Genomic DNA, 24,792 nt, shown 5'->3' on the forward strand with positions numbered 1-24,792 from the left:
TCCTGATAGGTCCGAACCAGAGCAAAAACAGGCAGTTTAAAACAGGTTTACGCGACAACTATCTTGAAAAACGCCGGTTGTACGGTTCAATGAATCATATGTTCGCTATGCTGAGTTCTATTCTTTATCTGTTTAAAGAAGAAGATAAAGCATTAGCCATGATGAAACCCGCAATCGAAATTTGGTTAGATTTTATGAGAAAAGCACAAGAGATGTATCCCAATGCCCTTAACAGCATAGATACAGTTGATGATGAAACAATAAATTTGTTTAAGAAATAAAAAAGCCGACCTTTAGGTCGGTTTTCTATTTTTAATACACTCGGACAGATATAAATCAAATGCATCATCGATGTCTATAGATGCACTTTTTTCCATAATATAGGCAAAAGAGTTATTAGAGTAAATATCTGACAATGAACCAACGTATTGTCTGTCAAAGATATAAATTGCACCATTTACTCGATAATAACGTTCCAGTTCTTGGCTACGTCGATTTGCAATAGTTGGAATAAAGCCTGCCATACTTAAATTGTCTGGTAATTTATTGCAATATTGAATTGGGTGTTCGAGTTCGCATACAGAGATGACAGCAGACGCATTTTTCATATTATAAAGAGCCATAGCTCTTTTAATATGATTTGCATTCCGCAATGGAGATGTTGGTTGTAGTAGTGTGACCATATCTACTGCTCTATATTGTGATTCAACCCACTTAACCATGTGGCTAATGACATCATTAGTGGTAGCCGTATCAGTTGCTAATTCAGCGGGTCGTATAAATGGCACTATTGCACCAGAATTGGCAGAGATGTTAGCAATGTCTTGAGAGTCTGTACTTACAAGAACCAGATCAAAAAGTTGGCTTTCAAGAGCGGCCTCTATAGTCCAGGTTATTAACGGTTTTCCTGCTAATGGTAATTTATTTTTATTCGGAAGGCGTTTACTCCCTCCCCGCGCAGGTATAATCGCAATATTTAGATTCATTATTAAAGGTCCTTGATATCTATTTGTGCTTTATTAAAATCATCAATTCTGCCGATGTCAAGCCAATATTCATTGATTGGAAACATTAATACATCTGCTTGCTTTGCTATTTGTTGCTCAAGTAGCGTTGGCATATCAATACGCTCATTTTTAGGCATGTTCATAAACAAATCAGGGCTTACTACATAGATTCCAGCATTTACTAGGTATCGTAGAATTGGTTTTTCTTGCATATTTATAATATGATGTCCATCACCATTGATAACACCATATGGGATTTGATAGTCATATTCACGGACACACATTGTAGCAGTTGGTTGATATTTATTATGAAAGTCGAGTAGTCGATTAAAATCTACAGTTGTCAGCACATCACCATTAATCATGATAAGTGGTAAGGGGGGGGTGTCTGCCGGAAGTAGACCCAATGCTCCGCCTGTTCCTAGTGGCGTATCTTCATGTATATATTGGATATTAGCTCCCCAAGATGATCCATCGCCAAAATAACTAGTGATCTGCTCAGGCATGTAATGGGTAGATATATAAATATTTATGAAGCCAGCTTTGAGAAACTGATTAATCAATATTTCTAGAAGTGGTTTTCCTCCCACTTTCAACATCGGCTTTGGGCAGAGATTGGTGAGAGGCCTCAATCTAGTTCCAAGTCCTCCTGCCATAATAAAAATCGGATTATCGTATGTTGGTTTGCTTAATAAGCCTTGGATTGTTTCCAAACCGACAACTAGACCATTGTCAATCAATGGAATGGATAAAATACATTTTGATTCCATGAGCGAGATGAGCTCTTCACGCTGGAGACCGACCTCTGCTGTTGTTGGACTTGTATTCATAATTTTAATGACAGTATCATGTAGCGATAGGCCATTTAGCAAACCACGACGAACGTCACCGTCGGTTACAACACCAACAAGATGGCCGTTTGTATCAACAACTAATGCAACCTTTAGGGCTTCTTTATTAATAACACCTAGAGCTTCTAAGATGGTTGAAGTCGGTGTGATTAATACATTTTTCCAGTTATGGCTCATGGTTGTCACCATCAGATGTTACATATGTTAAAAATGAAATACTTTGAATAAAGAATATATTAACAAGAGCGTTGACATACGCAAGTCAATTATATGTTTTTTTAAAAGTATACTTAATATTTGCGTAAGTAGATCCAAAGTATTTATGTAAAACCTAGTGCAAACTTTCCAGCGTTAGGTTTGGCATTGTTGAACTGTTATATTTTGCTGCACAGGATTAGAAATTCAGAGACTGTGTATTTCATGTTGTTTTCAGTTCTAGTTATTTTTTCAATGGAGTCGACATTATAGTTTTTTACTAATTCAAATACATCCTCTAATGAGGTAAATCTACTTTGACCTTTACCTGTTAGTGGTCCTTCTGTACAAACCCAGCGATTATAACCAGTATGTTCACCACAACCATCCCCCCAAGAACCTGATGAAAATGTTCTTGAGTATAGTCTCCCACTGTATTTTGTTACCCGCCATGCTTCATTATAAATATGTTTCGCAGTTTCATAATCAGCACAATAAATACATTCATTATCAATAACAGCATCAAATGACTCACTAGCATATGGTAGGTCATCTGCATTTCCAACAATTAATTCACCGTGTTGTCGCCAGTTTGGAAATTCTTTATCAAGGCGCAAGCTTGCCTGTTCAATGGCAATGCTTGAACGATCAATGCCACAAAAAGAAAATCCCTCCCTAGCAAGAAACCATATATTAGCGCCAGGGCCACATCCAATCTCGAGAACTTTAACATCTAGCCTGTTTTTAATCGAGTAAAAATTTCTTGCAATAAATCTGATTAAGTCCTCACTGGGATACTTTCCCCATTCTTGGTTTTTGAATACAGAATTCCAAATGTTATCATTTGACATAAACCCCTCTCCTTTTACTAGATGTTTTTCTTTTATTGATACTCTAACTTTACATCAAGGTCACCTAAGTGGCGTTTATGTAAAGTAAATTCTTCATGGATCTTTAAATTAACAAAAAGCAATTAAATTTTAATGTGACTGCTGGTTTTATATCTTTTCAAATGATCATGGTTCATAAGTTGCATTCCTTTATGGTGAAAATATTTACTTTAATATTAAAATTATTTTTGTGGCGCTATGTTCATCTCTACGTGGATGATTGTTACTAGAAATGAACATTAAAAATTTTAATAATAAATGTTACATGGTATCACTGAAATATCAGCATTTCAGAACTAAAACAAAGAAACCCTTCAAAGTACAAGATTTTTAGCTGAGAAATTAGTGCATTGCTCTTCATCTTTCAACTCTATTTATTATATTACATATACGCTCAATGTCTTCTTTAGTATATCTGGAATCTAAAGGTAGTGACAATAGTTTGTCAGATAGATTATTTTCTGATTGTTCAATTGCGGGCCAATGAATAGCTAGATAAATAGAGTCTCTCATCAGCTCATGCCTTACTTCATCTCGTTTATTTAAAAGCAAAGGCAAAAAACTAGGAAAGGTAGGGGTGATATTAATGAAATTAATGTCACTCAATATAGTTTTAGAGAAAGTTAAGTTTTGCAGACGAACTTTTAAGTCCTCTTTTAAACAAGAATAAAAACACCCCATCAAATAAATACTTCTATCCTCTGGTTCAAAAATGTTTTTATTTTCATCGATTATAGACTCTGCATTTGAAAAATATTTCAAGTACGTTACTTCATGACCTTGTGATAAGTGTAAGAATTTGTATTTAGTTTCTTTTGCTTGATATTTTTTTTTCGAAAAAGAAGATATTCTTAATTTATTTACTATCAACAAAGGCTTATTAGAAATAATCTGACTAAAATCAGCTATTACAGTTATTTTTCGCAAGCTATTAAAATAGCACCAATGAGCCTTTGTATTGATCTCAGGCAGCTGAACATCGAATACACAATCTATAATTAAAGGTAATGAAGAATTATTTACTACGCTTTTAAATGTTGCTGATTCATGTCCAAAATACTTCACTACATATAGTGCATCGTAATCATCCAAACAATCCGGTAGAGAAAACTCAAAGCTTTCTTTTACACTGTAAAAATCTACATGAATATCATATTCATGTAGGACATCAACAACGACTTGGCAAACAAAGTCAGGTACCAGAACTCGCTTGCCTTGCAACTCCATAGAGAGTAATACCCATCTTAAAGATGAGCGACCACTGTTTGTTGTCCCGTAAAACAGACCATCTTGAGCAATTTCTTGTTCGCCACCTATCGGTTTGCGGTTAGAATTTAACATCATAGAAACACTTTATCTTTAAGCTGTCCAAATCCACCAGCCTCAATGTATTTAATACCTTTTGAGAGCTATTACCCTGCCCATATGGGTTAGTGGTGTTTTCCAGAATATTTTTAAATTCTGATGTGTAAATATGTTGTATCGAGTCAAATATTTTTTTTGTATCCACATCAACATCTAAAACACTAGTAGCTTTAACACGTCCTTTTTGACGGTTACCTATATTAATAGTAGCAAGTTTGAATGAGGGGGCTTCTACAATTCCGCTAGAAGAGTTACCCACAATGGCATCTACATATTGTAATGCAGATAAATATCTTAGCTGTCCTAATGAAGTAAATGCGATCGCCTTGTATTTATTTTGAGCAGCGTAATCATCAATCATTTTATTTATCAATCGGCCGCCTACATCAGCATTGGCTTTAGTGAATATTAATAATGTATCCTCTAGTTTATCTAAGCTTCGTAAAATATTAGAGAAATCAATTGCTATCTCAGAAATATCTTTAGTTGTTTCTGGGTGATAAGTAAAGAGGATATTTCGTGCTTTAAGATTACACCCAATTGACTTTTCAAACTCTGAGCGAGACATCAGTTTCATTCGCATTAAGTTGTCCAAGCCAACTTCACCAACTGTAAACACTCTGCTTGGCTGTTCACCCATCTGTATCACTCGGTGGGTGTACTCATCCATAGCTGTAAAGTGAAGTTGTGACAACTTAGTAATAGCATGGCGAATCGTTTCATCTATGGTCCCTTCAGTTAGCTCACCCCCACTCAAGTGTGCAACAGGAATACGAGCAATATTGGCAGCCGAGACTATAGGGATAAGCTCATAGCGATCCCCTAATACTACAACAATATCTGGCTTTAACTCATCAAATGCTTCAGCAAAACTAATTTGAGCTAGTCCCATACTTTTACTGACACCTATAGGTGTGTCTGACGATAAGAGTATTTCAATTTTTTTGTTAACAGCAAAACCATCTTCTTCAATTTGCTGATTTGTCAAACCAAACTCTGGAGAAAGGTGGGCGCCGGTAGATATGATTTGTAATTCAAGGTTACTATCAGCTTGGATATCCTCTAGTAGGCACTTAAGTAACCCGTATTCCGCCCGAGTGGCAGTTACTACACAGATCTTACGCACTAGATCAGCTCCCCCTCACGATAATTTTTTTGCGCTACCGACCCTACAACTTCATCCCAACGAGTTGGTGAGATACCATTACCTGGGCGTTTTATTTTCAATATATCTGGTGAAAGCAGTGTGCCAACTGGAATATCTCGTCCTGCGACAATGCTTTTTCTAACAATATCACGGTTTAATTTCTCCGCATCAGTTGGCATTTTCCAACCATGACCCAAGGCCTGATCAATATTTCGAATTGCTTCTACCATTTTTTTCAGCTCCTCTGGTGTCAAACTTGCTTTATGGTCAGGGCCCGCCATCGTTTTATCTAAAGTAAAATGTTTTTCAATAATTCTTGCACCAAGGGCGACTGCTGCAATAGATACCTCGATACCTAATGTATGATCAGAATAACCTATCGCAACTCCAGGGAATGCATGCGATATTGTAGTCATTGCCCGCAGATTCACATCACAAGGCGCAGTAGGGTAATCTGTTGTTGCATGAAGTACTGTAATATCGGATAGGTTCATACCTGCTTTAGTCAGAGTAAATAATGCATGCTCTATTTCAGATAGATTCCCCATACCAGTAGAGAGAATTATGGGTTTGCCAAAACTAGCAATATGTCGAAGATATGGAGTATTAGTGAGCTCACCTGAGCCAATTTTAAAAATACTTTGTAAGTTATTTAGAAATGTTGCACTTTGCTCTTCATCTGGTGTAGACATAAAAATAATATTTTTTTCATCACAATATGCTTTTAGCAAAATGAAGTCGGAGTAACTCAACTCCAACCGTTTCAGCATTTGAAACTGAGTTTCCTCTCTCTGGGTATTATCAATCTGATAGTTCGCCATTCTTGCGTCTTTAGTTACCAGTAGTTCAGTTTTCCATGTTTGAAATTTTACAGCATTAACGCCGGCATCAAAGGCTACATCGATCAATTTTTTTGCTAAGTTGATGTCACCATTATGGTTCACTCCAGCCTCTGCAATAATAAAAGTATTGCTCATCATGTGTTCCTCTCAGCTCTGTATAGCTGGAATAATTTTGGAGGTTGCACTCCTTGATTTTGTTCACACCAAATTTGGTTCAACATCTGGCGTTTTTTTGGCATAAAATCCAAACCTGCAATATAAAAAGGGGAGATTAATGGCGAGAACTTAGACTTAAATAGAAATAAGCTATCATCTGGAGACGATGTCCGTCCTCCTCCTAACATCATATATTTGCATCCCTGCCTTTTCGCAAACTCGAATGCAGCATCAAGCAGCAGATAATTACCATTCTCTTTAACAAAATCAGGGTTATTGGCTGAAAGATGATAATGAGCAAGTTCTTTACTACACATAAAAAAACCAATAGATGCGTAAATATTTTCCTTTTTAATAGCGAGGAGGGATACTCCCGTTAAATTCATCAACTCTTTGAAGTAATCTTCTTTAAAGTAGAAAAAATTGCTCGCGGCATTTTTTTTCATAGTCAGATAATACATACCAATGAAGTCATTAAGGTTTACACCTTCAGTTTCGACTAACAAGTTTTTTTCTGCTTTTCTAACAATGTTTCTCGTCGTTTTTGAATAAAGATTGCGACGTTCTGTTATCGTTTTTTTTAAATCAACAATAACTACTTGTCGCTCAGGAAAGTGCATGTCAAACAACATGCTTTTATCAGCCATACTGTTAAAGGGATGAAATCGGATAAATTCACATATAATGTGATGCTGTTTACAGTATTCTCTGTATGCAGTGAAGGCATTTTGTAAAAATTGCTCATCCATACAGTTAGAGATAGGACCACCATACCCATAAGGCGTTTCTAAATCATATAGCTCCTCATCTATTTTTATTCCCGCAACATTCATTATTCGGCGTTTCAAAGCACTAAATTTTACGTAGTGACATCCTTCTTCATAGAAAAAGTGAAAGTAAGTACTGGCTCTCTCATACAAGGCCGAATAAGCTCGCTGGTAGTAGATATCTGACGATAGATCTGCAACCATTGTCTTATCCTCGGAGTACAGGCGTACTTGGTAAGTTTATCAGATGAGCTTCAATGAATTCTGATTGAGTTAGGTCTCCCCGCAGGGCATGGGAGAACATCGGCAAGCGATGCATCAGCTTCCATACTGGCCGGGTCATGACGCCGGCCTTGTTCAGCTCGGTCAGCAATGTATCCCGCTGGGTTTGATCTTCACAGACGATCGCATTGAGCCAGTAGTTGGAGCGTCCATAGGAAGGCTCGGTCACAAACAGGCATGCCTGATCCTTGAAGAACTCGGCATAGTGCATAGCCAGAGCCCGCTTTTGCGCCAGGAAGTGCGGTAGGGATTCCATCTGGGCACATCCAAGGGCCGCATTCAGATTGGGCATGCGGTAGTTAAAGCCGGGTTCATCATGATAGAACTCGAACGGATGGGGCACCTTGGCCGTGGTGGTGATGTGTTTGGTACGCGCCCCCTGTTCGGCATTCTGGCAAAGCACCATGCCACCGCCACCCGTGGTGATGATCTTGTTGCCATTGAAGCTCAGGGCGGAAAATGCACTCAGCGTCCCCGTATGTTTACCTTTGTAATAAGAGCCGAGGCTTTCGGCTGCATCTTCAACCAGCGCTATGCCCCAGGCCTGACACACGGCCTGCAACTCGTCTAGTTCGACCGGATGACCAAAGGTATGCATGGGCACGACGGCTTTCAGGCGGCGCCCGCTTGCCTTGTGGATAGCGCCGGTCTCGGTGCGAGAGGCGTGCTCTTCCAGCCAGTTGGCCAGGGCAATAGGGCACAGACCCAGGCTCTGGCGTGACACATCCACGAACACGGGCTCTGCGCCCATGTGATGCAAGGCGTTGCAGGTCGCCACGAAGGTCAGGGGTTGGGTGATCACCAGATCGCCGGCCTGAACCCCTGCCATGTAGAGCGCGATGTGCAGCGCTGCCGTGCCGTTCATGGTGGCAACGGCACGGGTAGAACCGGTAAAAGCCGCTATTTGCTGCTCGAACTGTTCAACATAGGCGCCCACGCTGGAAACGAAGGTACTTTCCAGGGTATCGAGCACATATTGGCGCTCATTGCCGGCAAAGGTCGGGGCGTGAAGAGGGATGAAGTCATCGGTTTTGTAGGTATCACGAATAAAACGTATCAATTGGGTATGCATACCGACTCCTCACATCTTTCCGTCTAGATATTTGCCAGTTTCTTTATGGCCAAAGTCCGGGATCATGGTGAAGAACAGCTCGACGAGCTCTTTCTTGTCCCAGGCGCGTTTGGTTTTCATGGCTGCGATGGTCTGTTCGAAATGGTTGAGCAGATCATTCTGATATGAGGGCTCATTCTTGATGATGCCCAGGTTCTCGAACCGGGCCATATCCAGGACTTCCTTGTCGGTGAAAAACTCTTCGAAGTCTTTTTCACCCGTGGTGTCGCTCTCGGTGAAGAGGCAAGGCCACATCCCCTGCTCAGGCAGGCTCGCCATCAGGGTTCTGGCCTCATCCTCGTCCTTGCACAGATACGGCTTGTAACCGTGCTGATCCAGATACTTCACGGCGATCTCGGCGAAGGTAATGAGGTGCAGGGATTCGCTGAGCTTGGGGAAGAAGATATCCCTGTTCTCACCGAAGATGCAGGACATCAGGCAAAGTTCCCCGGACTCCTGAGGTGTCACGAAGTAACGTTTGATGTCGTTGGGGGCGACGATGGGCTGACGCTTTTGCAAGCGCTGGTTAAATCCGTGCAGCAGGGAACCATCGGAGAAGGCCACGTTGGCAAAGCGCGCGGTTGAAATGGCAATCTGCTCGCTGCGACGCATCAGGAACATCTCCATGATGCGCTTGGAAGCCCCCATCATGTTGACCGGATTGGCCGCCTTGTCCGTCGAGACGCAGAAATACTTTTTCACCCCCATGTCGATGGAGTGCTGGATGGTTTTGTCCGTGTTGAACACATTGACGTCGATCATGCGCATCAGAGTGAAGGGGTCCTTCTCACTGCGCACATGCTTGAGGGCAGAGAGATTGAGCACATAATCATAGGCGCCATCGGCCTTGATAAAGGCGTCATATTCAATGGAACCGATATCCAGGGCGAACGTCTGAAAATCACCATCGATATAACCAAACGAGCTGCGGATATCGCGCACCAGCTCGACCATATTGTTCTCGCTGATATCGACAACATGCAACTTGCGTGGATTTCTCTTGAAGATCTCTTTGGTCACCGCTTGACCAATGGAACCGGCACCCCCCAATACCAAAAATCGGGAGTTGGTCACGGTTTGCCAGAGATGTGCATCTGCTTGTTGGACATCCCGAGCAAATAAATAAATGTTGCGACCAATAAGTGCAAGTATCTCGTCATTCATTTTGTATCACCAGAGTAAGGCAAGAGAATGAAGGTCATTAGTATGTAATATCAATTATATTGATTACTGCATAATAGACTAAGGGTCATAATTCACCCACCTTGGATTGATGCAATTTTGGGGCCAAATTTTTATTTCTATAAAAATTATTATCTCGGTTCAAGGATGTTCTGGTGTGATCGCACGGCATATCTGCTCCACGGCGTTGAGGGCTCTCGGGGTGAAACGATGCAGTTCATCCGAGTTGATGAGGCGCAGGCGCTGATGGCGGACGGCGTCCAGATTGGACCATTGTTGCCAGTGGCGCAGGGCGTCGGGATCTTGACTCCCCGCCAGGATCAGCGCCGGATTGGCCTTGATCACCTGCTCCAGGCTGACCTGAGGGTAGGGCGTGCGGGCAGCTGCCATCACGTTTTCCCCGCCGCACAACTCGATGGCCTGGGCGGGCCAGGCATTGCCGCTAACGCTAGTGAGCGGTGGATACCAGAGCTGATAAAACACCTTGATATGCTTGGGCTTGCCGTAGCGCTGCCCAAGTGCGGCCAGGCGAGCGAGATAGGCATCGGCCTCGGCATTGGCGGTTTGTTCCACCCCCAATGTTTTTCCCAGCGCCCGCATCTCGGTGGCAAGGGAGGCAAAGTCGGTCGGTTCTGAATAGAACACCGGGATCCCCAGCTGCTCGACGGGGGCCAGTATACGGGATTGGGCGGAGCGCCAGGCGACGATCAAATCGGGCTTTTGGGCCAGCAGGGCTTCCAGATTGATGCTGCGGTAATTGGCCACCTGGGGCAGGCGCTTGACCTCGGGTGGATAATCGGAGGCATCATCGGTGGCCACGATGCGATCGCCGGCGCCGATGGCAAACAGCAGTTCGGTCAGATGAGGAGTGAGGCTGACGATGCGTGTCGGCGTCCCGGCCAGCAAGGCGGGCGACACGCACAACAGGCAGAGCAGGGTGAACCATCTAGCCATGCAGTTGCTCCAGCACAGTGAGCAACGCTGCCAGCGCCAACCAGCCCCAACCGGCTTGTTGCAGGCGGTTGAGCAGGCGCAGGGCCGTGCCGGCCTCCGGTTCGGCGGCGGCGTCAAACACGGGGAAACGGATCAAGCTGCCCTGATAGTAGCGGGGGCCACCGAGCTTGCAGCCCAGCGAGCCGGACAGCAGCGCCAGCAGTATTCCCATCGCGGGGTAGGGCCAGCGTATCGCGGTGCGCAACCGGCTTGCCAACTGGCGCAGCTGGGTCAGGCACAAGGGCAGTGCCAGCAACAAGATGGCAGGGGTGCACAGGGCCTGATAGAGCACGGCGGCGGCCCGGCCAAAGTGGGCAAAGGCTGGCAGTTTCGGACTCCAGCCCTGATTCATCAACTGGGCGAGGCGCCACAGGAGGGCACCTTGCACACCCGCCAGGGTGAACCCCAGCAGAGGGCCGGCCCACTGTCCTATCAGGCGCAGGGCGCAGCTTTCGCTGACCGCCTTGGCAAGCCCCATCAGGGATAGCTTGCCGGTATCGCGCCTGAGCCAGGGGGCGGCCTGCAACCTGGCCACCACCAGCGTATCCTGGTCTGTCAGCGAGCGAGTGGCACGGGCCAGCTCCCGCAGCGGACGCGATTCCAGCATCAGCAGCAGAAACAGCAGATCGAACAGCGGCTCCGAGAGCGAGAGATTGCGCACCGCCCAGAGTCCGGCGGCGCAAGGCAGCCAGACAATCAGCATGGCCAGCAGACCGGCCTGCAATTGCTGACCGGAGGCGCCATCGGGGCGACACACCTTGTGACCCAGCCGGGTCAGCAGCGGCACGACGGCGGAGAGCCGATAGTGGGCCGGCCAGGGCACGATGGCCTCCAGCAGGGCGGCCCCGAGCAAGATGGCCGCCGGAGTGGCGGCCATCTGTTCCAGCGTGGTGAGTGGGATCACAGCTTGTCGAGCATCTTGATGATCACCTCGGCGGAGTGCTTGCCGGCCACCTCGATGAAGGCATCGAAGGATTCAACCTGTTCCTTGCCGGCGATGTCGGACATGGCACGCACCACCAGATAGGGCACCTTGAACATGTGGCATACCTGACCGATGGCAGCCCCTTCCATCTCGACCGCCAGCATCTGCGGGAAATCGGCACGGGCTTTGGCGATGGCGTCCGGCTTGCACATGAACTGATCGCCGGTGCAGATGAGGCCGACTTTGGTCTGATGCTTGCCCTGTTCGGCGATGCAATCCTGGGCGACGGCGATGAGCGTCTCGTCGCAGGGGAAGGCGGCCGGTTGCTGCGCCATCTGGCCCATCTCGTAGCCAAAAGCGGTGACATCCACATCGTGGAAGCGCATCTCGCTGGCGATCACCACGTCACCGATGTGCAGGTCCTGGGCAAAGCCGCCGGCAGAGCCGGTATTGATGACGTAGTCGGGAGCGAATTTTTCCAGCAGCAGGCTGGTGGCGACGCTGGCGGCGACTTTACCGATGCCGGAGCGGGTCAGGATCACTTCCTTGCCTGCCAGGGTGCCCTGATAGAACTCGCAGCCGCCCAGTTGCAGGGTGGTCGGGTTGTTCATCTGGCTGCGCAGCAGGGCCACTTCCTGTTCCATGGCGCCGATAATACCTACTTTCATCACTCACCTCGTCTTGATGGCCATGCGGCCGAATAAGTTGTTGTGGATCATAACAAAAGTTGGCGATGGCGCCGAGCATTCCGATGCAGCGCGATGTGAAGGGGGCTTAAGGGTAGCGCTTGGCCAGGTTAGCCAGCTCGCCGCTGTCTGCCAGCCGTTGCAGGGCATTGGCGAACAGGGCCAGCCGGGCAGGGGAGGTGCGCTGGTAAAACAGGATATAGAAGGGAATGGTTTCCATGGCGGTGGGGAGGATGCGAATTTGGCCGCTCAGATGGTGGCGCAGCAGGTCGGCCTCGAAGCCGGGTGAGCGGTAGTAGACGAAGCGCCCTCGTTTCATCAGCAGCTTGTCGTAATTGGCGGCACTGCTGATCCCGCCGCTGTCGATGATGAGTCCCTGCAGGGCCTGTAGCCGTTCGATGGCGCCGCTGCCGTGATTGATGAGGATGATGCCCTCTTCACCAAGGGCCCTGACGTCGTCCCACTGACGGATCTCGATTGGATCATCGCTGCGCACCGCGAGGTGGTAGCGTACGGTGAAGATGGGGGGCTGCAGATAGAGGAAGTGGTTGCGACGATCCGGGTTGTCGCCCACGCCGCAGATGAAGTCGAGCTGGCCGAAACGCACCTGCTTCTCCAGTCGCTTGAGGGGCACAAAGCGCTGATCGCCCTGGATGCGCAGGGCGGGCTCCTGGCGCTCCAGCAGTCGAAACAGCTCGACGCAGAATCCTCCGATGCGGCCATCCGCCATCTGGGTGTATTTGGGAGCGGATTCGGGCTGCGCCGCCGTGCGATAGATTTCGGTGGCAGAGACGGCCCGGTGAGCGACTGCCAGCAGACAACCCAGCACCATCACTCGGAATATCATGTCATGCTGGCCCTCAATGCGTGGGGAAATGCGACGTTGCCCGCCGATGTCACGGCGCTAGTGCTGAAACATTACGCCATATATCAGAATCTTATCAACCAAGCGCCGTATCGAGGGTCATCATCAAGGCAAACCCGGCCATCAGGCCCAGGGTGGCGTGGGTCTGGTGGCCGTTGCGGTGAGTCTCGGGGATCACCTCGTGGGAGACCACGAACAGCATGGCACCGGCGGCCAGCCCGAGGCCGATGGGATAGGCGATGGCCAGCCCGCTGGAGAGGCCGACACCGAGCAGGGCCCCGAGCGGCTCAAGCAGACCGCTGCCGATGGCGACCAGCACGGCTTTGCCGGGGCGAAAACCGGCGGCGCACATGGCGAGCGCCACCGCCAGCCCTTCCGGTATGTCCTGCAACGCGATGGCGGTGGTGAGCGGCAGACCCACCGACATGTCACCCTGGGAGAAGCTCACCCCGATGGCCATCCCCTCCGGCAGGTTGTGCAGGGCGATGGCAAACACGAACAGCCAGACCCGGGAGCAGCTCTGGTGACCGGGACCACAGGGGCCGGTCTTGTCATGCTCATGGGGGGTGAATTGATCGAGCCCCAGCATCAGCAGCACCCCGAGGGTCATGCCTGTCACCACCACGGCGGCGGCGAGAAAGCCGTCGCCGGTGATCCCCTCTGCCGCCTCAAGCCCCGGCAGCAGCAGGGAGAAGGCGCTGGCCGCCAGCATCATGCCGGCGGCAAAGCCCAGCATGCTGTCCTCCACCCGCTGGGGGACCGAACGCAGAAAGAGGGCAGGCAAGGCGCCGAGCGCGGTGGCGGCAAAGCCGGCCAGACCGCCGAGCAGGCCGTAGCGAACGCCGGGGCTGATGTCGCCGGCGGCCAGCATCACCAGGCTCTGCAGCAGCAACAGCACGACGGCCGCCAGTGCAACGAGCAGGCCGATGGCGATCACCGGGCGTGCCCGCAGTTGCTCGCGCAGCTGGGCAGACCAGGAGGAAAGGGGCAGGGCCGACGCGTTATCCATGAAGATCACCTCTCTTGCTTGATGGCGGGGACGGCGAGGCGCCATCCGGGGACTCTTGCATTACAGCGAGCCGGGCCTGACTTGTCCATGCCGGCGCATCGATTGCATTCATCGGCTAACTATTTGAAATGATTTGGTCGCCTTGAATAGTTTGTGATGAAGATCGGGTTGTACGGAAAAACAACTTGCTTTGTTGCGGCGAAAGCTGGTGAAGGAGTAGGCAGGTTTGTGGTAAAGTGCCGCCCTCGCGAAACCCACCCTTCCCTTGGTCTTTCGCTACGTCCCATCTCCCGCCAGGAAAGCCCGGGTTACCAGTTCATACGGATGTGATCGCCACTGTGCACCTGCTTGTCAGCAGTCGAGGATCACCAGCCACCATGTTTTACAAAAATCTGTCTATCGGCAAAAAGATTGCCGTGGTCTTTGCGGTCATTGCCGCCGTCAACGTGATATTCGGTATTTTTCTCTCCAGCGAGCTGCGCGGCGTGCGCGATCGCGTGCTGAATTTTACCGACTCCACCCTGCCGAGCGTGCTCTCGGTCGAGAACCTGCTCTACGACGTATCCTACGTGCGCCGTGCCCAGTTTGCCCTGCTGATGGTGGATGACGCCACTGATCTGCAGGCCCGTCGCGGCCGGATCCAGGCCAGCGTCCAGAAAGTCGAGCAGGCCTTTCGTGCCTATGAGGCCACGGTTGGTGCCGACCATGAGCGCCAGGTGTTCAACCGCGCCAAGCAGGAGTGGCAACGCTATCTGAACTCGGTCAATGTGGTGGATCAACTGCTGGTGCAGGGTCAGCTGGCCCAGGCCAAGGATCAGCTGTTCCAGTCCAACCCCATTTATGGCGAGCTGGAGCAGGCGGTCAACGGTCTGGTGGAAGTGAATCTGGGCTTTGTGAAAGAGAACCGTGGCAGCCTGCTTGGCAGCGTCAACATGGTGACCAGTTTTGCCATGGTGAGCATCGGCAGCCTGCTGCTGTTCATGGTGGCCATGACCTGGTTCCTGACTCGCCAGATCTGCCTGCCGCTGCAGGCCGTGGTGGCGCAGGCCAACGCCATCGCCGCCGGTGATCTGACCCATCAGCTGGATCGCCAGCACATCGGTCGCGACGAGCTGGGCATGCTGGCCAAGGCCTCCCTCAAGATGCAGGACAACCTGCGTGGCCTGATTGAAGAGGTGGTGGCGGCTGTGACTCAGCTGGGTGCCGCCATTGAAGAGGTGAGCGCCGTCTCCGAGCAGTCGGCACAGGGGATCCAGAGCCAGCAGCAGGAGATCTCGCTGGTCGCCACCGCCATGGCCCAGATGAAGGCCACCGTGGCCGATGTGACAGGCAACACCGAGACCGCGTCCGAGTCGGCCAGCTCCGCCAATGCCTTGGCACGCCGTGGCAATCAGGATGTGCAGAGCTCGCTGATGTCCATTACCCGGGTTGCCGAGGAGATTGAACAGGCGGGCACCCTGGTCACCGAGCTGGAGCGTGAATCCGCCCAGATCAACGTGGTGGTGGATGTGATCCGCGGCATTGCCGATCAGACCAACCTGCTGGCTCTGAACGCCGCCATCGAGGCTGCCCGCGCCGGTGAGCAGGGCCGCGGCTTTGCGGTGGTGGCCGACGAGGTACGTACCCTGGCGGGTCGCACCCAGGCTTCCACCGGCGAGATCGTTGCCATCATCGAAACCCTGCAGGCACGTGCCAACCAGGCCAAAGAGGTGACCGGCCAGAGCTGCGAGATGATCCGCCAGTGCGTGGAGCAGTGCGAGCAGACCAGCAATGGCATCCAGCAGATTGAAGAGGCGGTGGCCCAGATCGCCGACATGGCCATTCAAATTGCCAGCGCCTGCGGCGAGCAGGATGCGGTCTCCGATGAGCTGGGTCGCAACGTGGAGCGGATCAATGAATCCTCCAACGAGGTCGCCGTTGGGGCCGATCATACCGCCCGCGCCTGCCTGGAGCTGAGCCAGCTGGCCGCCGGTCTGCGTCAGACCATCGGCCGTTTCCGCCTGGCGTAATGCTGCTGCGCGCCAGAGAGGGTGCCGCAACCGCTGTCTGCATTGGCAGGCACCCAAACAACCCGGCTCTGGCCGGGTTGTTTGTTATTGGCTGGCGGCAACTTTCTAGGTCATGTGGTTTGCAATGAAGGGATAACAACACGGGTTCGGTGAACGGCGCCGCAAGTCTGCGATGGCAGAAGCTAGCAGCCGGGGTGGTCCGAGAGCCGCCTGAGGGAGGAGGCCGGGTGGTGGCGCAGAGCTGGTTCTGGTTCGAAGGGGGGGCATCCTCTTGCCGTGTTGACGAGATATCTACAAAGGCCGCCTTGGTTGGGCAACGGATGCAGCCACACCGATGGGATAGGTAGGGCAATGACGTGTAGGGATATGACGCAGATTGGCACGCTTCCCTTGCTGACGGCCATAAAAAACCCGGCCTGGGCCGGGTTTGTGGTACGTGTGCTGCGCGAGGCTGGCTTATTTGGCCAGGGACTCCGGCAGATTCTCACGGATCTTGCCGAGCATCTCTTTCAGAACGCGCGGGTTGGCAACCACGATGTTGCCGGAGTTTTCGTAGTTGTGACCACCGACGAAGTCGGTGACGATGGCGCCGGCCTCTTTGGCCAGCAGCTCACCGGCTGCGGTATCCCAGGGCTTCAAGCCGATTTCCCAGAAACCGTCGACGCGACCGGCAGCCACGTAGGCCAGATCCAGCGCCGCAGAGCCGGCACGACGGATGTCGGCACACTCGATGAACATGCTCTGGAACATCTTCAGGTACGGCTCGATGTGGTGCTTCTGCTTGAACGGGAAACCGGTGGCCAGGATGGTACCGGCCAGCTCTTTGGCCTTGCCGACACGGATGCGATAACCGTTCAGCTGGGCACCACTACCACGGGTAGCAGTAAACAGCTCGTCACGGATCGGATCGTAAACAACGGCTTGTTCAGTCTTGCCCTTCACGCGCAGGGCGATGGAGACGGCAAAGTGCGGAATGCCTTTGACCAGGTTGGTCGTGCCATCCAGTGGGTCAATGATCCATTGGTAGTCCGGATTGGTACCGGTAATCTCACCAGACTCTTCAGCCACGATGCTGTGTTCCGGGTAAGATTTCTTGATGGTGTGAATGATGGCCGCTTCGGCTTCACGGTCAACGTTGGTCACGAAGTCATTGCTGCCTTTCTGGATAACCTCGATGTTCTCGGGTTGAGAGAAGGCTTTTACTACTACTTGACCGGCGTTGCGCGCAGCGCGCACGGCGATATTCAGCATCGGATGCATAGGTTCACCACTGGATGTTAAAGAACGGGGAATAAAAGGACGCGGTATCATACCAGTCTTCGCGAGAATGGCAACCGTTATACGCCATCCTCCTAGCCTTGGCGACTGCCAGATCTGACGGCTCCAATATAGGCTCCTTTTGGTCTAGTCTTATGGGCAGCAGCCGAATAACAGGCTGCATTGAGCATAGGGACGTGGATCATGAATTTGTCATTAGTCAGTCAAAAACCGTCGGCAATCACTACTCAGGGGCTGCTGGCTGCCTTGCGCGCATCGACCGGATATGGCGACTACTTCAACGAAGTGAGCATTGCCCAGCCTTGCCAATGGCAGCCAGGCAAGGAAGAGGCGGCGATCTTGCTGCTCGATGGCGACGCGGCCTGGCCGGAATTTGCCTGGCAGCGCAACAGCGATACATTCGGCTTGCCGGTGTTACCGCTGCTGATGCGCAAAGGCGATGCAACCCTCACCATTCAGGGGCCGGACGTGCGTGACCCGCGCTTCTACTTCGTCTCAAACGGCATCGTGCTGGAAGAGTCGGAACTCGCCGATCCCGCCTGCAGCCGGGTGCTGCTGAGCAAACTGGAGTCCTACTTCCCGCTCTTGTCCCGCCTGATCCTGCTGCGCCAGCGCCAACCCATGGGGCTGTGCAACTAGTCACGCTCCTCCCTGCGTCCGGGCTGTTCAAGCGGCACAATATTTGTCATAACTGACCAGTATTGTGCCGCTTTGCCATGCCGGCATCGGAGCAAATGCCGGTGCGGCATCCGCTCTGTGTCCGTTGTCGTCTCGCATGAGCGAGGCTGTGGCCGTCTCTGCACCAATGTGTGAATCACAAGGAGTTCATGATGATCGATTTTTACACCGCCGCTACGCCCAACGGCTTCAAGGTGGCGATTGCCCTGGAAGAGCTGGGCTTGCCCTACCGGGTGATCCCGCTCGATCTGTCGGCGCTGGATCAGAAGAAGCCCGAGTTTCTGGCCATCAACCCCAACGGCCGTATCCCGGCCATCGTCGATCGGGATAATGGTGACTTCGCCGTGTTCGAGTCCGGCGCCATCCTGCTTTATCTGGCGGAGAAGGCGGGCAAGTTGCTGCCGGCAGATCCCAAGCGCCGCTCCCAGGCCATCCAGTGGCTGATGTTCCAGATGGGCGGGGTCGGTCCCATGATGGGGCAGGCCAACGTCTTCTATCGCTACTTCCCGGAGAAGATCCCGGCCGCCATCGAGCGCTACCAGAAGGAGGGGCGCCGTCTGTTCGAGGTGCTCGACAGCCATCTGGCCCATCACGAATATCTGGCCGACGAGTACAGCATCGCCGACATCGCTACCTGGCCCTGGGTGCGCATTCATGACTGGAGCGGCATCTCCATCGAGGGGTTGCCGCATCTGCAAGCCTGGATGGACCGGATGGCAGAGAAGCCCGCCTGCCAGAAGGGGATCACCATACCGCCGCGCAACGAGAAGCCGGAGGATCTGGTCAAACAGGCCCAGCAGATGGTAACGCGTTGATTTTTATTGCTGACGGGACTAAAAACCCCGTCACATTAGAAAAACTAGGGAAAGCTGATTATAAAGATTCGTTCGTTTTTCGTGATCTGAATCACTAAGATCACCGCAAGCCTAGGGAGTGTCCTGCTCCCGGCCGGTGCGGGTTCTCCGCCTTGTATTTTCACCTTTGATTGACTCTGTGTTTTTGGATCCCCTCTGCAGGTTTCTGCCAGGGGTGCGGCAGCTTTTTGATGATTTTCGGGACTGAGATATGTATCGGCACAGTTTTTATCCGCTGTTTTTTCTGACCATTCTGATGGTCGCTGTGGGCCAGATGACCCAGACCCTGTATGTGCCCTCCATTCCCATGATGGCGGGGGACTTCAACGTGGCCTCCGGCCAGTTGCAGGCGGTGATGGCCTGTTACCTGATCCCGTACGGGCTCTCCCAGTTTGTTTACGGCCCGCTGTCGGATCGCATCGGCCGTCGCCCCATCCTGCTGATCGGCATGATGGTGTTTCTGGTGGGCACCCTGACCATTCAGTTGATCCCAAGCTTCATGGCGCTGCTGGTGGGCAGCTTCATTCAGGGGCTGGGCACCGGAGCGGGTGGCGCCATGAGCCGGACCGTGATGCGCGATCGCTACAGCGGCGCCGAGCTCAACCGGGCCAACAGCCTGGTGAGCATGGGGGTGATCTTCTCCCCGCTGTTGGCGCCGGTGCTGGGCGGCTGGTTGACCGAGCTGTTCAACTGGCGTGCCGGGTACTGGTTCCTGTTCGGTTTCGGTGCGGTAACGACCCTGGCGCTGCTGGCCTGGTTTGCTGAGACGCTGCCGGCGACCGCACGCCAACAGCCGCTGCGAGTCGGTGCCGCCTATCGCCACGTACTCGGCAATCCGCGCTTTCAGGGCAACCTGCTCTGCCTGATGGCGACTTTTGCCGGCCTGGCGGTGTTCGAGGCGGCGGCCGGCGTGCTGCTCGGCGATGTGCTCAAGTTGAGTGCCCGCACCGTCAGCGTGCTGTTCGTGCTGCCGCTGCCCGGTTACCTGTTCGGTGCCTGGCTCTCTGCCAAGCTCAGTTTTCGTCTGAGCCAGGGCAAACTGATGCGCCTTGGCATCGTCTTCCTGGCGCTGGGGTCGTTGATCATCCTGCTGCCGGGTCTGTTCGGGGTTGTGAGTGCTGCCTCCCTGGTCGGCGGCGCCGCCGTCTACTTTATCGGCAGCGGCATTCTCTATCCGACCGCTACCTCTTGTGCCATCGAACCCTTCCCGGGTCAGGCGGGCACCGCCGGTGCCATCCTCGGCGGCATGCAGAACCTGGGGGCCGGTATCGTGACGCTGCTGGCAGCCTGCTTCCCGATGGAAGGGCAGGTGACCCTGGGGGCCATCATGACACTGATGGTGCTGATCGTGGCGCTGAGCTTCCTCTGGTTGCGCCACCACGGCTCACCCCATCAACAGATGGCTGTCTGAGCCGAGCGCATAGAAAAGACCCGCCCAAGCCGGCGGGTTTTTTATGGACCGCTGTGGCTGGCGCTACGGGCATTGCCGAAGGGTTGCAGCGGCAGGGGAGAGGGATGGCGCAGGAGATAAAGAAAAAGCCCGTCACGTTGGTGACGGGCTTTTTGCTGTTGGTACCCCGGAGATGCCGTTGCCGGTTTGGGCCCTTGAACCGTCGGTTCAAGGCGGGGATCGGATCTGACCGCAGGCTTCTCGGTCGTGCCGAGCATGCGCAATAGCCAGAAGGCAGATCCCCTGTTTGGTATGAATATCGGCTCGGGGACTTGAACCGGCTGACAAACACCCCAGGGAATTTTAAAACGGTGGACGATTAGGGCTGCAGGCCTTCGTCGCTGGATTCGCCATATTGTCCGTGCTCGATCAAGGCCGCTTCGATGGTGCGTTGCAGCATCTTGATCCGCTTGTCCATGGTCTCAGAGTATTGGTGATTTTTCTCTTTTTCAAGGCAGAGCTCATGGCAAAAATTGAGCGCTGCCATCACCGCCAGCTGTTCGTTGCTGGAGACCTTGGAGCGTTGACGCAGCTCGATGAGTTTATCAGTCAGCTGGTCGGCGGCCTGGCGCAGGGCATCCTGCTGTCCCAGGGGACAGGATACCTTGTAGGGACGTCCCAAAATGACGATTTCTACGGCCTCTGTGCTCATGCCTTCCTCAATACGGCGGAGCTGATTTCCGCCTTTATCCACGTGGACAACTGGGCGGGACTATATAGCGCAGATGCAGAAGTTTCAAGGCCTTGCTGGCTCTGGAAGGGGGAGAATGCTAGGATCCTGACCATTAATTCTGCATATTTGCCTGAACTTTGAGCGGATCTTCGATGAGCAAAACGAACCCCCTGAAATACGCGGCCGTGGCCGACCTGATGGAGCAGCATGAGCTGATGGCGACGGCTGTAGAGGCCCATGGCGTGATCTGCGGTCTGGTGTGCGGTGGTGTGGCACTGGACGACAAGAGCTGGCTGCCCCATTTCAATGATCTGGTCAACGACGGTTTCGGTCTGCCGGCCCCGGTGCGCCAGGTGATGACCGATCTCTATCACCAGGTGATCGAGAGCCTGATGGCCCAGAAAGGGGTCGAGCTGCTGCTGCCAAGCGACGAAGCGCCGCTTGACGAGCGCATCGACTCGCTGGTGGATTGGTCCCAGGCCTTCCTGGCCGGTTTCGGTGTGGTGCAGCAGGAGCTCTCCAAGGCTTCCGAAGAGCTGCAGGAGATGATCCAGGATATCGCCAGCATCACCCAGGTCTCCGCCGAGTTCGATCAGGAAGATGAAGAGAACGAAGCTTCCTTCCTGGTGCTCTACGAGCACGTGCGCCTCGGGGTGATGATGAGCTTCGAGGAGTTCGGCAAGCGGCCGGATGCCCCGAGCACGCCGCCGACCCTGCACTGAGTCGGCCGAACTTGATAAAGAGCGCCTGGTGGCGCTCTTTTTACATCTGGACTTCGCCAGCGCCGACCCGCCGTGATGAGGCAAGTGACGACAGGGACTGCGCTTTTTTGCCCGTGGCTTCGCATCCCGACCCCACGCTTTGTGTTAGCATGACCCCACGTTTTCAGTCTTTCCCCTCATCTCATGTCTCAATCTGATCTGAACCACGTCGATGTGGCCATCGTCGGTGGTGGAATGAGCGGCGCCGTGCTGGCGCTCTCCCTCGCGGCCCTGCCAGGGCCCAAGCCCCTGCAGATCCTGCTGCTGGAGGCGAGCGCCCCCGAGCTCAATGCGCATCCCGGCTTCGATGCCCGCGCCATCGCGCTCTCCGCCGGCACCTGCGAGGCGCTGGCCCGGCACGGGCTCTGGTCCTGTTTTGCTCCCCATTGCAGCCCCATCAGCCAGATTCATGTGTCGGATCGGGGCCACTTCGGCCAGGCCGGCTTGACGGCGGCGGAGTATGGCCTGCCAGCCCTTGGCCAGGTGATCGAGCTGTCGGCGGCGGGCATTGCGTTGCAGCAGGCGATTGCCGCCTGCCCGCAGATCCGCATGCTGTGTCCGGCCCAGCTCGAACACGTGGAGCCATTGGCGGAAGGGGTGAACCTGACCCTGGCCGGCGGCGGGCGTTATCAGACCCACCTGCTGGTGGCGGCCGATGGTGGCAACTCCTTCGTGCGCCAGCAGTGCAAGCTGGCGGTGACCCGTCACGACTACGGTCAGAGCGCCATCATCGCCACCGTCAAGACGGCCGAAGACCCGGCCGGGCGGGCTTTCGAGCGTTTCACCCAAGGGGGGCCGCTGGCCCTGCTGCCGATGCAGGGCGGGCTCTCCTCCCTGGTCTGGAGCGTGGCGCGGGATGAGGCGCCGGCCTTGATGGCGCTCGATGACGCCGCGTTTCTGGCCCGCCTGCAGCAGTCCTTCGGCTGGCGCCTCGGCCGTTTCCTGCAAACCGGCCAGCGCCACGTCTATCCGCTGGTGCTGACGGTGGCCGACTACCCGCTGGCCCAGCGCACCGTACTGGTGGGCAACGCCGCCCATCTGCTGCATCCCATCGCCGGTCAGGGCTTCAACCTCGGCATGCGCGATCTGGACCTGCTCACCCAGGCGGTGGGCCGGGCGCTGACGGCGGGGGAGGATATCGGCAGCTTTGAGGTGCTCAGCGGCTACTGGCAGCAGCGCAAGGGGGATCAGGCCCAGACGGTCTGGCTCACCTCCTCGCTGGCCCAGCTCTTCTCCAATGATCATGACCCGCTGGTGGCAGGTCGCAACCTGGCGCTCTCCCTGATGGGGCGGCTGAGCTGCCTCAAGGCGCCGCTGGCCTCCCGCACCCTGGGCTTTGTCGCCGATGTGTGCCGCCCCTGAGGCGAGGTGACGTCATGGGTATTGAACGGGTGCGCCTTCGGGCGTGCCCTCGCTGATCCCGCGATCAGCCCTGAAAGGATATAAACGATGCAGATGCAAAACGTGGATGTGGTGATTGTGGGGGGCGGCATGGTGGGCCTGGGGCTCGCCGCCGCGCTCAAGGGAAGTGCGCTCAAGGTCGCCGTGATCGAGGGGCAGCTGCCGGAGCCCGCGCTTGACGAGGCGCCGGACAACCGGGTCAGTGCCTTGAGTCTGGCCAGTCAGCGCATCCTGCAGCAGGTGGGCGCCTGGCGCGGGATCGAGGCCCGCCGCCTGCAGCCCTACGGGCAGATGGAGGTGTGGGAGCAGGACAGCTTTGGCCGGATCGCGTTTGATGCCGCCAGCCTGCGCCAGCCCGAGCTCGGCCACATCGTCGAGAACCGGGTCATCCAGCTGGCGCTGCTGGAGGCGATTCTCGATGGCGACAACATCCAGCTGCTGAGCCCGGCCCGGGCGAGCAGCCTGCAAAGCGGCGAGGCGGGGTCGCTCCTGCTGCTGGAAGATGGCCGCGCGCTGTCGGCCAAGCTGGTGGTGGCGGCCGATGGCGCCCACTCCTGGGTGCGCCGGCAGGCCGATATCCCGCTCACCAGCTGGGATTACGGCCATCACGCGCTGGTGGCGACGGTGCGTTGTGCCGAGCCGCATGAGGCGGTGGCGCGTCAGATCTTCACTCCCGAGGGGCCGCTCGCCTTCCTGCCCCTGTGGCAACCGGATCTCTGCTCCATCGTCTGGTCGGTGCCAGCGGCTCGTGCCGAGGCGCTCTGTCAGTGTGATGAAGAGCAATTCAACCGCCAGCTCACCACCGCGTTCGACGGCCGCCTCGGCCTGTGCAAGGTGGCAGGGGCGCGCAGCGCCATCCCGCTCACCGCCCGCTATGCCCGCGACTTTGCCCGCGAGCGGCTGGTGCTGGTGGGGGATGCCGCTCACACCATCCACCCGTTGGCGGGGCAGGGGGTCAACCTGGGGTTGCTGGATGCCGCCGCCCTGGCCGAGCAGATCCTGCGCAATCAGGCGGCGGGCAAGGACATCGGCCGGCTCGCCAACCTGCGCGGCTATGAGCGCTGGCGCAAGAGCGAGGCGGCCAGCATGCTGGCGGCGATGGAGGGGCTCAAGCGACTGTTCGCCGGTGCCAATCCGCTCAAGAAGCTGGTGCGTGGGGCCGGGCTGTGCGCCTTCGATCTGCTGACGCCGCTCAAGCAAAGCGTGATCCGGGCCGCCATGGGGTTAGAGGGTGAGTTGCCGGCCCTGGCCAAGGGGAACAATTTGCCGACCCGGCCGAAGTAAGAGGGTGATCCGGGCCGCCATGGGGCTGGAAGGCGAGCTGCCCGCCCTGACCAAGGGTGAAAAAATCTAATAATACCCGGCTGTTTTCACAACAAAACTAATGTGATGAGGCTGATGACCCGGTTTGGGCA

24 protein-coding genes and 1 other RNA gene are annotated in these 24,792 nt (G+C 53.7%); 8 read left to right on the plus strand and 17 right to left on the minus strand.

What is annotated here, in order from left to right:
- Positions 1-281: hypothetical protein (locus OKC29_RS00005; protein ID WP_270668741.1), on the plus strand; the 281-nt coding region annotated here is incomplete at its 5' end.
- Positions 282-293: 12 nt separating this feature from the next.
- On the opposite strand, the gene OKC29_RS00010 is transcribed toward OKC29_RS00005, so the two are convergent.
- The 14 genes from OKC29_RS00010 to OKC29_RS00075 all read right to left on the minus strand — a co-directional run bounded on the left by OKC29_RS00010 (position 294) and on the right by OKC29_RS00075 (position 14,273).
- Positions 294-986: an acylneuraminate cytidylyltransferase family protein gene (locus tag OKC29_RS00010; protein ID WP_073349738.1), complete on the minus strand. Its 693-nt coding sequence runs from the start codon at positions 984-986 to the stop codon at positions 294-296.
- Between the two features lie 2 nt (positions 987-988).
- Positions 989-2,035, minus strand: coding sequence for a nucleotidyltransferase family protein (locus tag OKC29_RS00015; protein ID WP_073349739.1), 1,047 nt, complete (start codon positions 2,033-2,035; stop codon positions 989-991).
- Positions 2,036-2,232: 197 nt separating this feature from the next.
- Complete coding sequence (locus tag OKC29_RS00020; protein WP_073349741.1) at positions 2,233-2,904, minus strand: class I SAM-dependent methyltransferase; 672 nt, start codon at positions 2,902-2,904, stop codon at positions 2,233-2,235.
- A 396-nt stretch (positions 2,905-3,300) separates the two neighbouring features.
- Entirely contained in the window at positions 3,301-4,287 is a 987-nt protein-coding gene (locus OKC29_RS00025) for a pyridoxal phosphate-dependent transferase (protein WP_073349743.1), read from the minus strand.
- A complete protein-coding gene (neuC, locus tag OKC29_RS00030) occupies positions 4,271-5,434 on the minus strand; it encodes a UDP-N-acetylglucosamine 2-epimerase (RefSeq protein ID WP_073349745.1) in 1,164 nt (387 codons plus the stop codon). Before neuC ends, OKC29_RS00025 begins: the two co-directional genes overlap by 17 nt.
- Complete coding sequence (neuB, locus tag OKC29_RS00035; protein ID WP_174892453.1) at positions 5,434-6,432, minus strand: N-acetylneuraminate synthase; 999 nt, start codon at positions 6,430-6,432, stop codon at positions 5,434-5,436. The genes neuC and neuB overlap by 1 nt, the downstream gene beginning before the upstream one ends.
- On the minus strand, positions 6,432-7,424 hold the full coding sequence (locus OKC29_RS00040; protein ID WP_073349749.1) for a femAB family protein: 993 nt from the start codon (positions 7,422-7,424) through the stop codon (positions 6,432-6,434). The genes neuB and OKC29_RS00040 overlap by 1 nt, the downstream gene beginning before the upstream one ends.
- Positions 7,425-7,428: 4 nt before the next feature.
- Positions 7,429-8,574 (minus strand): LegC family aminotransferase, encoded by a 1,146-nt coding sequence (locus tag OKC29_RS00045; protein ID WP_073349751.1) that lies wholly within the window; start codon positions 8,572-8,574, stop codon positions 7,429-7,431.
- Positions 8,575-8,583: 9 nt separating this feature from the next.
- The gene (locus tag OKC29_RS00050) at positions 8,584-9,777 is read right to left on the minus strand and encodes a UDP-N-acetylglucosamine 4,6-dehydratase (protein WP_073349752.1); all 1,194 of its coding nucleotides are present in this window, start codon (positions 9,775-9,777) and stop codon (positions 8,584-8,586) included.
- A gap of 159 nt (positions 9,778-9,936) precedes the next feature.
- Positions 9,937-10,749 (minus strand): ABC transporter substrate-binding protein, encoded by an 813-nt coding sequence (locus OKC29_RS00055; RefSeq protein ID WP_073349754.1) that lies wholly within the window; start codon positions 10,747-10,749, stop codon positions 9,937-9,939.
- Entirely contained in the window at positions 10,742-11,692 is a 951-nt protein-coding gene (locus OKC29_RS00060; protein ID WP_162275657.1) for a cobalamin biosynthesis protein, read from the minus strand. The genes OKC29_RS00055 and OKC29_RS00060 overlap by 8 nt, the downstream gene beginning before the upstream one ends.
- Positions 11,689-12,381 (minus strand): 5'-methylthioadenosine/S-adenosylhomocysteine nucleosidase, encoded by a 693-nt coding sequence (gene mtnN / locus OKC29_RS00065; protein ID WP_073349756.1) that lies wholly within the window; start codon positions 12,379-12,381, stop codon positions 11,689-11,691. The genes OKC29_RS00060 and mtnN overlap by 4 nt, the downstream gene beginning before the upstream one ends.
- Before the next feature lie 106 nt (positions 12,382-12,487).
- Positions 12,488-13,246, minus strand: coding sequence for a substrate-binding periplasmic protein (locus OKC29_RS00070; RefSeq protein WP_073349758.1), 759 nt, complete (start codon positions 13,244-13,246; stop codon positions 12,488-12,490).
- A 94-nt stretch (positions 13,247-13,340) separates the two neighbouring features.
- Positions 13,341-14,273, minus strand: a complete 933-nt coding sequence (locus OKC29_RS00075; protein WP_073352401.1) for a ZIP family metal transporter — start codon at positions 14,271-14,273, stop codon at positions 13,341-13,343.
- A 377-nt stretch (positions 14,274-14,650) separates the two neighbouring features.
- Here OKC29_RS00075 and OKC29_RS00080 point away from each other — a divergent pair, with 377 nt between their 5' ends.
- Entirely contained in the window at positions 14,651-16,282 is a 1,632-nt protein-coding gene (locus OKC29_RS00080) for a methyl-accepting chemotaxis protein (RefSeq protein WP_162275658.1), read from the plus strand.
- 456 nt (positions 16,283-16,738) lie between these two features.
- Here the strand turns inward: OKC29_RS00080 and suhB are convergent, their stop codons facing one another.
- Positions 16,739-17,542, minus strand: coding sequence for an inositol-1-monophosphatase (suhB, locus tag OKC29_RS00085; RefSeq protein ID WP_016350372.1), 804 nt, complete (start codon positions 17,540-17,542; stop codon positions 16,739-16,741).
- A 201-nt stretch (positions 17,543-17,743) separates the two neighbouring features.
- Here suhB and OKC29_RS00090 point away from each other — a divergent pair, with 201 nt between their 5' ends.
- From OKC29_RS00090 to emrD, 3 genes are all read left to right on the plus strand, one after another.
- Positions 17,744-18,199, plus strand: coding sequence for a hypothetical protein (locus OKC29_RS00090; RefSeq protein WP_011705601.1), 456 nt, complete (start codon positions 17,744-17,746; stop codon positions 18,197-18,199).
- Positions 18,200-18,390: 191 nt separating this feature from the next.
- A complete protein-coding gene (locus tag OKC29_RS00095; RefSeq protein WP_011705602.1) occupies positions 18,391-19,053 on the plus strand; it encodes a glutathione S-transferase family protein in 663 nt (220 codons plus the stop codon).
- Positions 19,054-19,303: 250 nt separating this feature from the next.
- Positions 19,304-20,503 carry a multidrug efflux MFS transporter EmrD gene (gene emrD, locus OKC29_RS00100; RefSeq protein WP_016350375.1) on the plus strand — a complete coding sequence of 400 codons (1,200 nt, stop codon included), beginning with the start codon at positions 19,304-19,306 and terminating at the stop codon, positions 20,501-20,503.
- 159 nt (positions 20,504-20,662) lie between these two features.
- On the opposite strand, the gene ssrS is transcribed toward emrD, so the two are convergent.
- Positions 20,663-20,845, minus strand: a non-coding RNA gene (gene ssrS / locus OKC29_RS00105) — 6S RNA.
- 16 nt (positions 20,846-20,861) lie between these two features.
- The gene (zapA, locus tag OKC29_RS00110) at positions 20,862-21,194 is read right to left on the minus strand and encodes a cell division protein ZapA (RefSeq protein ID WP_016350376.1); all 333 of its coding nucleotides are present in this window, start codon (positions 21,192-21,194) and stop codon (positions 20,862-20,864) included.
- Positions 21,195-21,367: 173 nt separating this feature from the next.
- On the opposite strand from zapA, the gene OKC29_RS00115 reads away from it, so the two are divergent.
- From OKC29_RS00115 to OKC29_RS00125, 3 genes are all read left to right on the plus strand, one after another.
- Positions 21,368-21,937 carry a UPF0149 family protein gene (locus OKC29_RS00115; protein ID WP_011705605.1) on the plus strand — a complete coding sequence of 190 codons (570 nt, stop codon included), beginning with the start codon at positions 21,368-21,370 and terminating at the stop codon, positions 21,935-21,937.
- A gap of 183 nt (positions 21,938-22,120) precedes the next feature.
- A complete protein-coding gene (gene ubiH / locus OKC29_RS00120; RefSeq protein ID WP_073349762.1) occupies positions 22,121-23,338 on the plus strand; it encodes a 2-octaprenyl-6-methoxyphenyl hydroxylase in 1,218 nt (405 codons plus the stop codon).
- Between the two features lie 87 nt (positions 23,339-23,425).
- Entirely contained in the window at positions 23,426-24,661 is a 1,236-nt protein-coding gene (locus OKC29_RS00125; RefSeq protein WP_162275659.1) for an FAD-dependent 2-octaprenylphenol hydroxylase, read from the plus strand.
- The last annotated feature ends 131 nt before the right edge of the window (positions 24,662-24,792 follow it).

The organism is Aeromonas sp. QDB34 (genome assembly GCF_027705405.1).
GTDB lineage: Bacteria > Pseudomonadota > Gammaproteobacteria > Enterobacterales > Aeromonadaceae > Aeromonas > Aeromonas hydrophila.

What these genes read in the sequence shown, in the direction of transcription:
- OKC29_RS00010 (WP_073349738.1), bottom strand. Translation starts at nt 986, where the DNA reads ATGAATCTAAATATTGCGATTATACCTGCGCGGGGAGGGAGTAAACGC.
- OKC29_RS00015 (WP_073349739.1), bottom strand. Translation starts at nt 2,035, where the DNA reads ATGAGCCATAACTGGAAAAATGTATTAATCACACCGACTTCAACCATC.
- OKC29_RS00020 (WP_073349741.1), bottom strand. Translation starts at nt 2,904, where the DNA reads ATGTCAAATGATAACATTTGGAATTCTGTATTCAAAAACCAAGAATGG.
- OKC29_RS00025 (WP_073349743.1), bottom strand. Translation starts at nt 4,287, where the DNA reads ATGATGTTAAATTCTAACCGCAAACCGATAGGTGGCGAACAAGAAATT.
- neuB (WP_174892453.1), bottom strand. Translation starts at nt 6,432, where the DNA reads ATGAGCAATACTTTTATTATTGCAGAGGCTGGAGTGAACCATAATGGT.
- OKC29_RS00040 (WP_073349749.1), bottom strand. Translation starts at nt 7,424, where the DNA reads ATGGTTGCAGATCTATCGTCAGATATCTACTACCAGCGAGCTTATTCG.
- OKC29_RS00045 (WP_073349751.1), bottom strand. Translation starts at nt 8,574, where the DNA reads ATGCATACCCAATTGATACGTTTTATTCGTGATACCTACAAAACCGAT.
- OKC29_RS00050 (WP_073349752.1), bottom strand. Translation starts at nt 9,777, where the DNA reads ATGAATGACGAGATACTTGCACTTATTGGTCGCAACATTTATTTATTT.
- OKC29_RS00055 (WP_073349754.1), bottom strand. Translation starts at nt 10,749, where the DNA reads ATGGCTAGATGGTTCACCCTGCTCTGCCTGTTGTGCGTGTCGCCCGCC.
- mtnN (WP_073349756.1), bottom strand. Translation starts at nt 12,381, where the DNA reads ATGAAAGTAGGTATTATCGGCGCCATGGAACAGGAAGTGGCCCTGCTG.
- OKC29_RS00070 (WP_073349758.1), bottom strand. Translation starts at nt 13,246, where the DNA reads ATGATATTCCGAGTGATGGTGCTGGGTTGTCTGCTGGCAGTCGCTCAC.
- OKC29_RS00075 (WP_073352401.1), bottom strand. Translation starts at nt 14,273, where the DNA reads ATGGATAACGCGTCGGCCCTGCCCCTTTCCTCCTGGTCTGCCCAGCTG.
- OKC29_RS00080 (WP_162275658.1), top strand. Translation starts at nt 14,651, where the DNA reads ATGTTTTACAAAAATCTGTCTATCGGCAAAAAGATTGCCGTGGTCTTT.
- suhB (WP_016350372.1), bottom strand. Translation starts at nt 17,542, where the DNA reads ATGCATCCGATGCTGAATATCGCCGTGCGCGCTGCGCGCAACGCCGGT.
- OKC29_RS00090 (WP_011705601.1), top strand. Translation starts at nt 17,744, where the DNA reads ATGAATTTGTCATTAGTCAGTCAAAAACCGTCGGCAATCACTACTCAG.
- OKC29_RS00095 (WP_011705602.1), top strand. Translation starts at nt 18,391, where the DNA reads ATGATCGATTTTTACACCGCCGCTACGCCCAACGGCTTCAAGGTGGCG.
- emrD (WP_016350375.1), top strand. Translation starts at nt 19,304, where the DNA reads ATGTATCGGCACAGTTTTTATCCGCTGTTTTTTCTGACCATTCTGATG.
- zapA (WP_016350376.1), bottom strand. Translation starts at nt 21,194, where the DNA reads ATGAGCACAGAGGCCGTAGAAATCGTCATTTTGGGACGTCCCTACAAG.
- OKC29_RS00115 (WP_011705605.1), top strand. Translation starts at nt 21,368, where the DNA reads ATGAGCAAAACGAACCCCCTGAAATACGCGGCCGTGGCCGACCTGATG.
- ubiH (WP_073349762.1), top strand. Translation starts at nt 22,121, where the DNA reads ATGTCTCAATCTGATCTGAACCACGTCGATGTGGCCATCGTCGGTGGT.
- OKC29_RS00125 (WP_162275659.1), top strand. Translation starts at nt 23,426, where the DNA reads ATGCAGATGCAAAACGTGGATGTGGTGATTGTGGGGGGCGGCATGGTG.